This is a genomic window from Endozoicomonas sp. ONNA2 (assembly GCF_024606365.1).
Taxonomy (GTDB): Bacteria; Pseudomonadota; Gammaproteobacteria; order Pseudomonadales; family Endozoicomonadaceae; genus Endozoicomonas.
In genome coordinates, this window is record NZ_JAHHPO010001144.1 from 1 (window position 1) to 8,703 (window position 8,703).

At 49.7% G+C, this 8,703-nt stretch carries 10 protein-coding genes; 7 read left to right on the top strand and 3 right to left on the bottom strand.

Annotated features, from left to right (window positions below; translation table 11 throughout):
- Window positions 1–251: 251 nt before the first annotated feature.
- Complete coding sequence (locus KDK14_RS20235; protein WP_257267042.1) at window positions 252–635, top strand: hypothetical protein; 384 nt, start codon at window positions 252–254, stop codon at window positions 633–635.
- A 189-nt stretch (window positions 636–824) separates the two neighbouring features.
- Here the strand turns inward: KDK14_RS20235 and KDK14_RS20240 are convergent, their stop codons facing one another.
- Genes KDK14_RS20240 through KDK14_RS20250 form a run of 3 tightly spaced genes read right to left on the bottom strand, consistent with a single transcriptional unit; the run spans window position 825 to window position 2,879 of the window.
- Window positions 825–1,352 (bottom strand): hypothetical protein, encoded by a 528-nt coding sequence (locus tag KDK14_RS20240; RefSeq protein ID WP_257267043.1) that lies wholly within the window; start codon window positions 1,350–1,352, stop codon window positions 825–827.
- Between the two features lie 11 nt (window positions 1,353–1,363).
- Window positions 1,364–1,807, bottom strand: a complete 444-nt coding sequence (locus tag KDK14_RS20245) for a DUF2147 domain-containing protein (protein ID WP_257267044.1) — start codon at window positions 1,805–1,807, stop codon at window positions 1,364–1,366.
- A 46-nt stretch (window positions 1,808–1,853) separates the two neighbouring features.
- Window positions 1,854–2,879, bottom strand: coding sequence for a GlxA family transcriptional regulator (locus KDK14_RS20250; RefSeq protein ID WP_257267045.1), 1,026 nt, complete (start codon window positions 2,877–2,879; stop codon window positions 1,854–1,856).
- 184 nt (window positions 2,880–3,063) lie between these two features.
- On the opposite strand from KDK14_RS20250, the gene KDK14_RS20255 reads away from it, so the two are divergent.
- The 6 genes from KDK14_RS20255 to KDK14_RS20280 form a co-directional block, all read left to right on the top strand.
- Window positions 3,064–4,908 carry a beta-ketoacyl synthase gene (locus KDK14_RS20255; protein WP_257267046.1) on the top strand — a complete coding sequence of 615 codons (1,845 nt, stop codon included), beginning with the start codon at window positions 3,064–3,066 and terminating at the stop codon, window positions 4,906–4,908.
- A 68-nt stretch (window positions 4,909–4,976) separates the two neighbouring features.
- Window positions 4,977–6,350 carry a hypothetical protein gene (locus tag KDK14_RS20260; RefSeq protein WP_257267047.1) on the top strand — a complete coding sequence of 458 codons (1,374 nt, stop codon included), beginning with the start codon at window positions 4,977–4,979 and terminating at the stop codon, window positions 6,348–6,350.
- A gap of 17 nt (window positions 6,351–6,367) precedes the next feature.
- Window positions 6,368–7,063 carry a Sir2 family NAD+-dependent deacetylase gene (gene cobB, locus KDK14_RS20265; RefSeq protein ID WP_257267049.1) on the top strand — a complete coding sequence of 232 codons (696 nt, stop codon included), beginning with the start codon at window positions 6,368–6,370 and terminating at the stop codon, window positions 7,061–7,063.
- 71 nt (window positions 7,064–7,134) lie between these two features.
- Window positions 7,135–7,287: a hypothetical protein gene (locus tag KDK14_RS20270; protein ID WP_257267050.1), complete on the top strand. Its 153-nt coding sequence runs from the start codon at window positions 7,135–7,137 to the stop codon at window positions 7,285–7,287.
- A gap of 255 nt (window positions 7,288–7,542) precedes the next feature.
- Window positions 7,543–7,725, top strand: a complete 183-nt coding sequence (locus KDK14_RS20275) for a hypothetical protein (protein WP_257267051.1) — start codon at window positions 7,543–7,545, stop codon at window positions 7,723–7,725.
- A 57-nt stretch (window positions 7,726–7,782) separates the two neighbouring features.
- Window positions 7,783–8,703, top strand: a 921-nt coding sequence (locus KDK14_RS20280; protein WP_257267052.1) for an RING finger protein, incomplete at its 3' end; no start/stop codon positions are given.

Consider the following 8,703-nt stretch of genomic DNA (forward strand, 5'->3'; position numbering starts at 1 on the left):
ACAAAGTCCTGCGCCAGATTCGGGGCAGTTTATGAAATATCCGGGTAATTCTTTACCATTGGATCATCATGATATAGCTGGCATTTTTGCATAACGCTTGCCTGCTTCTTCGCCATTTTAATAATCAAATGGATGTTTAGTTATTATTATCCAGAAAATGATGGAACTTTCAGAAAAAACGATGGTCCAAAAAATAAAATCTACAGTTTTTCAGTTTTCTGAAAAGTTTCTTATGGAGTAGGAAATAGACTATGCATATTGACGACATTGCAGGCAAGGTTGACCTGAATGGTAATCCTTTTCAGCCATTTGAAAAGAAGTGTGGGCATGTATTTGGAATGAAAGTTGAAGAGCAGCGTGGAGATTCCCTCGAGTTACATGATCTGGGTAAGCCTGCTTATGCTCTTTGTAAAGTTGGGAAAACAGGTACATCTGAAGAAGGTTATCTTGTGGTGATAGGTCAACATGAGCTTATTAAGCTGCAGCATACAGACCCTGAAGTATTTGCTGGATTATACAACGCCAGACCCGTTCCAGAAGCATCAGGAAGTGTCTTTTCAAGAGTATGTAACTTTGTAACGGGTATTATTTCTGCCTATCTGAACACTGACAAACTTAACCCGGATATTTCATAAACGTGCTCCCGATCCCGCTTGCCGCTCTGGGAGGCTGTTCTGGATAGACTGCCCTGCGTGGCAACTGCTCCTGCGTTGCTCTGGCTCCTGCATCCATGCAGTCGAGCGGTTGCGACAAATTGGTCTAAAAATTCCTGCTTCTGTTTATGAAATATCCGGGTTAATTGATCAAGTCCCTGGCTGTCAGGGTCAAGCTGGCTGTACTTGATAAAGAAAAACAGGTGTCTGGTAAAGATCGTTGGCCCTGAGCGTCTTTACCGGCACTGTGTTTAATAAACTGAACGTGTGGGTAAGTAACCAGCAACCAGCTGGCAGTTGAGGAATCAATTCTCTTTCAACACGTTCCATCGCTCCGGGATACAAATAGCAAACAACAAGGCCTGCGCTACCAAAGGCTGCCTTGAAGAAATCCGCTCTTATTACATCGATCCCATACCATGCCTCGGTAAACAGGGCTGGAACCGGAGAACGTTCCCAGACCTCAATTTTTTTGTCAGGGTACTTTTCTCTTAATATGGGAATCAGGTGCCCCCAGCCACAACCAAGCTCCATAACATGACCGGGTACGTTATCTGGAAGGATATCTCTGATAGCCGCCCTGACTTTTCGCGAGGTGGGCGTAGGGCCAATGCCCAGGCGCAGGGTCCAGAAGAGAATAGAGCCGGTAATCAAACCGGCTGTTATCAGAAACGCTGTGGTAATTATTAATGAGTTCAAGGGATTATGTCTTACTCTTCAACACGTTCCCAGGTTTGCGAACGGCCAATCAGCGCGAACCCGATATAACCACGGACTTCCAGTTTCCTGCCATCTTCCAGCACTTTCATGTGAGCGCTGTAGACTTTCCCGGATTCAGGGTCGACGATTTTTCCATCGTCATATTTGCTGCCTTGCTGTTTCATGCCCCAGAGTATGGTCATGCCCTGAACCTTCTGATCTTTGAGGTTGCCCTGGCACTGGTCGCAAATGCTGTCCTGTTTGGCAGGGTCAAGAATCCGGGTCACTTTGCCAGACAGCTTGCCATTGTCCTGGAAGATGGTGACATAACTTTTCGCTTCACCCGTGTTGTCATCAATGGTTTTCCATAGGCCCAGTGGGGAAGCCGCCAGGCTGAGAGGGGACAGGCAAAGGGATAGCAATCCGGCGGCCAGGGCGTTTTTTTTCGGGAACATCGAAGAGAGTCTCCAATACCCCGGAATTTTCCGGAGTCTAGTGTGATCATTCCATAGTGGTGTCATTCAGATAGAACAGTTTGCCCCGGACACTTCTGCGAAATTCAGAAGGCCTGAGCTGGTAGCGTCGCTTGAATAATCTGGAAAAATAATCGGCGTCGGCATATCCTACCTGCAGGGCTATTTCGGCAATACCCAGATTGGTATTTTTTAACAGATCACTGGCCTGATCAAGCCTGATTTTGCGAACATACTCCATGGGCGGGGAACCAGTTGCCTGTTGAAAGCGGCGATTCAGGGTCCGGGCATTCAAACCCGACAGTTTGCCAAGGGCCGCCAGAGATATTTCACTGGCAAAATGATGGTGGATAAAGTCCTGCAGTGAGACGATCACTTCATCCTGATGGGCGGTGGTATGATCTTCAGCAAAATGGGTATCTTTGAAGGGTTTTCTGATTTCATGGGAGAACTGCTGCTCAACCTTCTGGGCGATTGATTCGCCAAGGGCAACGCCAATCATATGCACCATCAGGTCAGCGACCGAATTGACACTGCCAGCACAATAAATACGACCTGCCCGGGTGATCAGGTGGTTGGGTTTGAATTCCACACCGGGAAAGAAACGTTGTAGCTTTTCCATGTAAAACCAATGGGTTGTGGCTGGTTTTTGATCCAGAAACCCGGTTTCTGCCATAAACGCGACCCCGGTGCCTGCTGCGGCAAATACGGCACCGGCATGGTATTGGTATTTTAACCATTCAATGATTTCGGGGTGTTTCCTGACCACCGGAATGGGGTTGCGCCAGAGCGCAGGAATCAGGATCAGATCACCACGGCCGCTCTGCTTGAAGGTTCTGTCAGGCGTCAGTCTCAGGCCGCCGGTGGTGGTGACGGGATCGGGCGTTCTGGCACAGAAATGAACTTCAATCGGTTTTTTATTTGCCAATAGCCGAGTGTATGTCATTGCCGCTTCAAGCATTTCAAGCGGTAATGTCACACTGGTACTGATCATATGCTCTACCATGGGTATCAGTACGCGGCTCAACTCGATTGGAGGAGGTTGTTGAAACATAGGATAACAACTCAGCGGTATGTCTTTTTTGTCAGCATTTCTGTCTTTTTCATCCGGTTAACTTTATCACGAAATCATTAAACTAGTGCCAACTTCGTTTGATTCTTGATTTGCAATCATAACAAGCTGATCTCTGCCCAGAATCTGAGTGGCAGGTAATTCTGTTGTTATACAGGAGTGTGGTTTGTCCAGATTACCCGTTATCGTTGCTCAAGGTGGGGTCAGCCCGGCTGGAAGAACCTCTGGTTTTCATGGTTACCGTCGTTTGGTGCTGGAATGCCTGAATGACCGGTCGCAGCGTGATACCCTTGCTGCGCTGCAAATCCTGAGAAATTTGCCACCAGGCAGCCCTCGGGAAGACATTCTGTCAGGCACATTGATTCGACAGCTGGAAAACAACCTGTTTAATCATAAGGCCATAGCCGTTCATCATGCTATTCAGGCTGAGTCAGGGTCGGAAATTATTCTTAAGGGGCGTCGTTTACCCAACCCACTGCCCAATGGCTGGCAATTAGAAAAACTGGAAAATGGCCAAATCAAGGTGAGAACCGACGCTGGCCAGCGGTTAATGATTCCTGCAACCCGTGAATCTCTGGTCAGTACAGCGGGCCAGCTGCCCAGCGGGTTTGCTCCGGAAAAACTGTACCCGTCGCGAAATCACCCCAGATCGCTGACCATGACCGTGTTCGGTGCATCCGATGCGATTTATTCTTCCGGTATGGACTGGCATAAGATCAAGCAGAAACTAAGCCCTGAAGCTATTGCGGTTTATTCCGGCAGTGCCATGAGTCAACTGGATTTTAATGGCAACGGGGGCTTGCTGCAGTCCCGTTTGCTGGGTAAGCGGGTGACTTCCAAGCAGTGTCCACTGGGTTTTGCCGAGATGTCGGCGGATTTTATCAATGCCTATATCCTTGGCTCTGTGGGTGGCACGGGGACCAGTATGGGAGCCTGTGCCACCATGCTTTACAACCTGGAGCAGGCCGCTTTTGAAATTCGCACTGGCCGCCGTCGTCTGGTGATTGTGGGCAACAGTGAAGCGCCAATTACCCCGGAAGTCATGGAAGGTTATTCCACCATGGGGGCTTTGACCACTGACGCTGCACTGCGGAAACTGGATGGTTTATCGGATTCTGACCATCCGGACTGGCGAACAGCCTGTCGCCCATTTGCTGAGAATGCCGGTTTCACCATTGCCGAATCCAGCCAGTTTCTGGTGTTGATGGATGACGAACTGGCCCTTGAGTGTGGTGCCGGGATCCTGGGATCGGTGGCTGATGTTTTTATTAATGCGGATGGTTTCAAGAAATCTATTTCTGCCCCGGGAGCCGGTAATCATCTGACCGTCGCCCGGGCTGCCGCCCTGGGAAGAGCCATTGCTGGGGAGGATGCCCTTCGTTATCGGAGTTTTGTTCAGGCCCATGGCACAGGAACACCGCAGAACCGGGTGACCGAGTCGCAGATTCTCAGTGAAACCGCAAAAGTATTCGGTATGAAAAGCTGGCCGGTGGCGGCGGTTAAAAGTTATGTTGGCCATTCCATTGGTGCCGCAGGCGGTGATCAGATTATGGCGACGCTCGGTGTCTGGCAGCATGGATTTATTCCCGGTATCAGAACGATCAATGCTCTGGCTGAAGACGTTTACTCGGAAAAACTCAACATTCTGCTGAATCATCTGGAAACCGGAGTTGATCAGATGGATCTTGCCCTGATTAATGCCAAGGGTTTTGGTGGCAACAATGCCACAGCCCTGCTGCTCAGCCCGGAAATAACCCGAAAAATGCTGAAAGCCCGCCATGGCGATAAGACCATGACGCAATGGCAACAGAAAAACGAGTCAGTCACCCGTCAGCAGGATGACTATGAACAGCGCTGCCAGAGGGGTGAAGCAAGCCCCATTTATCAGTTTGGCGAGGAGGTACTCGCGGGTTCTGACCTGGTGTTTACTGAAAAACAGGTCATTGTACCAGGCTATGGGCAGGCATTAAGTCTGGAGATGGCAAACCCTTTCTGGCAATTTAACGGATGACATCAGGGGGGCTGCAGTCCCTCTGATAAAACGGCGCATAGCCATTGAGCGATGTATACGGGGCTCATATGTTCAAGCACTCATTACTGGTTCTGCTGGTATCAGGTTTTCTGGTTACCAGGGCTTCGGGCGAGACATTACCGGGCAGACTGAACGTGGCGCAGCCACAGTCAACGGTAGTGACGCTCTACAGTGATAAAGCCCTGATCAGCCAGACGTTCAATGCCCGACCCGATGGGCAGGGCCGCCTGGCGATTGCCGGCCTGCCGATCAATTGGCTTGATGGCAGCCTGAACCTTGAATACATTGATGCTGAAACGGTTTACCGGCCTGCGGACGTCTTTTGGTACCAGGGCGGCCTGGACCGGGATAATTACTACCGGAACCTGGTCGGCAAAAATGTTGAACTGATTGGTGGCGGTCTCAACGTTGCCATACAGGGAAAACTGGTCAGCTATCAGCAGGGTATCGGGCTGGTGGAAGGCAACAATGGCCGTCAGTATTTTATTGATTATCATGATCCCCAGGGGTTAAGAATACTGTCACGGGCCGTGACAGAGGGGCTGGGCGAAAATCTCAAATATGTCCAGGCAGATTTTGGCCGACAACCGGTCAGTGGTCCTCTGAAGCTCTCGTATATTACCCCCCAATTAAGCTATGACAGCCATTACCGGTTAACGCTCTTATCCCACAACCAGGGACGTCTGGCATTAAAAACGCTGATAACCAACAGCTCCAGTGTCAGCTATGAGCAGGCAACCATTCGTCTTGTAGCCGGTGGTGAAGGCAGCGTTCCCGGATTTTACCGGAAGAGCCGGATGCCTGAAGCATCGATTATGGCAGATGCCGGTGACTACGCAGAGCGTGTCGGTGAAGTATTGCTGACCACCTTGCCAAAGGACACAGTTCTTCCCGCCAATAGCAGGCAGCTGATGGATCTTTTCTCAGAAGCACTGCATCTTGAAAAGCTGTATACCCTTGATGTATATGGCCGTTCCACCGGTGGCAGGACTTTTATGGCTGAGCGTCCCAGACTGACCTGGAAATTTGTGGCCCCCCTGGATCTCCCGCCTGCACAGGTCCGTATGTATGAGTCGGATCCCGATGGTGGCTATATCATCAGTGGTCACTCATGGTTATCCAAAACCACTGCGGGTGATAACGCCTGGTTGACCATGGGGGAGGCACTGGCCGTTCGTGTTGAACGAAACCGTCTTGATGTTGAACAGAAGAGCGTTAAAGAGCTGCTGGTAAAATGGCAGGCAACGGTCTCTAATGACCAGAAAGACAGTATTTCGCTGCTAATAAGAGAACGTGACCCCAACCTGATAAAGATCGACAGTGTTAAGGGAGCCACTCTCGAAAAGCCGGATCTGCTTCGTGTTGAGGTTGCTGGCGACACAAGTAAAACCATACATTTCACCGCCAAATACCGTCATTGATTTCCTGGGAGGTTGATTTGCGCTATTCGTCCATTGTTGTACTGACCGGCGCGGGTATCTCTGCCGAGTCCGGAATCAGAACATTCCGGGCCAATGACGGACTCTGGGAGAATCATCCTGTCGAGGATGTGGCAACCCCTGAAGGCTATGCTCGAAACCCCGCACGGGTGCAACGCTTTTATAACGACCGAAGGCGACAGCTGAACTCAGTCAGACCAAACCGTGCTCACCAGGTGCTTGCCGAGTTTGAACGTCATTTCTCCAGCAGTTTTCTTCTGGTGACGCAAAATGTTGATGATCTCCATGAGCGGGCAGGGAGCAAGCGGCTGATTCACATGCATGGCGAGTTATTGAAAGTTCACTGCCAGGAGACAGGGCGGGTTTTTTATTGGGATCAGGATGTTACCGTCGATACTCGATGTGAATGTTGTGGTGTTGCCGGTAATCTCCGCCCACATATTGTCTGGTTTGGTGAGATGCCTTTACAGATGGATGAGATTTATCAGGCGCTGTCCGTCTGTGATCTCTTTGTTTCCATTGGTACGTCGGGGAACGTCTATCCTGCGGCCGGGTTCTTTCAGGAGGCGGCTGCAGCTGGAGCAAAGACGGTGGAATTGAATCTTGAGCCCGGCAATCACGGCTCCTTGTTTGATGAACAGGATTACGGGCCAGCTACCGAAATAGTTGACCGTTTCTTCACTTCGCTGTTGTGAGATGAATTCAGGAAACTTTTTGCAGAAACCTGGTCTACTATGGGCGTGTGTTTTTGCTTGAGGACCTGAAGATGCTACCTGACAATGTTGCTAATCTCTCTCTTGCTGAACTATCAGCCTATCAACACAGACAGGGCCCCGGGCTTGCGCAAAAGCAAGCCCGTGCGATGCGGGAAGTGCGAGCCTATTTTAAATATTCAAGAGTTCTGGAGCTGAAAATTTAGATACTCTTAAGACTTATATAATAAATTCAGGTGAGTCTGAAATAACCGGAACTGCATCACTGCCTGAGACGTTCCATGGCTTTGCGAACGTTTGCTGAGAATATCCAGGCCTGAATTGAATTTGGTGGTCGAACAGACGTCAAATTTCTGGATGAAGTGCCAGGATGCGCTGCGAGACATAATTATTACCAGGTTTCGGAAGACGATATAGTATTGGCGCGGTTTTATCCCCAGGACAAACTTGACCAAAATTTAATGGCTGCGGTATCTGACAATGATCTGACCCAGGCAAAACAATGGCTGCTGTTGGGTGGGAAAGCAGCCACATCAGAAGTTGAAGAGCGTATTGAACAACATATCCGGAACAAGCCATTACGAAAATTCTGGAAATGGCTGATTGAGGGCAACCAGAGATTGCCCTGCCCAGGCGGTTTCTGAAACTTTTCGCTGCCATTGCTGTCTGAATTGGAAATACATTTTCAAGAGCATTTAATTATGCAAGCGATCAATGCTACCTCATCGTCTGCCCTGTCTTCACTGGCTGCTTCCTCGTCCGGCATCAGTAGTGACGACCAGGACGTATGCCCCATCTGCCTGGACGAATTTGAAAAGAAAATCGTTGTTGCTCGCTGTGGCCATGCATTTCACCAAAAATGCATTGAAGACTGGAAAATTGGCTCAGCTGCCTTGGCGGAAAGATACAGAATCCATGAACACGTCCTGGATTGCCCACAATGCAGAACCGAGCTGATCATTGATAATAGTAGCCGTGCTGAAACCGCTGACCTGCAGCCGATGATTGAAACGCATCAGGGCGAGCAAAATACCCCGATCAGACAATCCTCATTCATTGCTGAAGTACCGGGCCGGATGCCATTGCCAGGTTCGCCTTTATCGCCTGATGCTGAAGTACCACTGGATCCCGAAATCCAGGTGATACTGGAAACTTCCATCCGTAACAGGAACTTCCCTCTGAGCCAGAGGTTGATCAATGACCATGGGGCGATCCTGACCACGGATCTTCTGAAAGTTGCCCTGGAAAAGGCCGCAGAAACCCTGAATGCCCACCAGGTCGGGCGTTTACTTGAATTGTCATCGTCCGACCCGGCCTCTCAGGGGGTTGCCCGAACGATACTGGGTAATGTCTTGCAAAAAGTCTTACTCCGTCCCCTTGAGATGAGTCCACCCAGATATGCACAACTGATAACCTTTGTCAAAGCCTTTTTGGACAGCGGAATCCGGGCACCTGAGCTGGTCAATGCGGTCATGCAAATCAGTGTTCTCAAAGGTAAACTTGAGGCTGCTGAAGAATTCAAAACGCACTATGGGGCAAAACTTGATACCACTACTTTCCAGGCAGCTCTGCAAAAAATGGCCCAGAGATTGAATGAAAAAAAGGCCGAATTACTATTGAAC

Bases quoted from the DNA above. Each gene is read 5' to 3' on its own strand.
- KDK14_RS20235 (WP_257267042.1), top strand. From the start codon at position 252: ATGCATATTGACGACATTGCAGGCAAGGTTGACCTGAATGGTAATCCT.
- KDK14_RS20245 (WP_257267044.1), bottom strand. From the start codon at position 1,807: ATGTTCCCGAAAAAAAACGCCCTGGCCGCCGGATTGCTATCCCTTTGC.
- KDK14_RS20250 (WP_257267045.1), bottom strand. From the start codon at position 2,879: ATGTTTCAACAACCTCCTCCAATCGAGTTGAGCCGCGTACTGATACCC.
- KDK14_RS20260 (WP_257267047.1), top strand. From the start codon at position 4,977: ATGTTCAAGCACTCATTACTGGTTCTGCTGGTATCAGGTTTTCTGGTT.
- KDK14_RS20270 (WP_257267050.1), top strand. From the start codon at position 7,135: ATGCTACCTGACAATGTTGCTAATCTCTCTCTTGCTGAACTATCAGCC.
- KDK14_RS20275 (WP_257267051.1), top strand. From the start codon at position 7,543: ATGGCTGCGGTATCTGACAATGATCTGACCCAGGCAAAACAATGGCTG.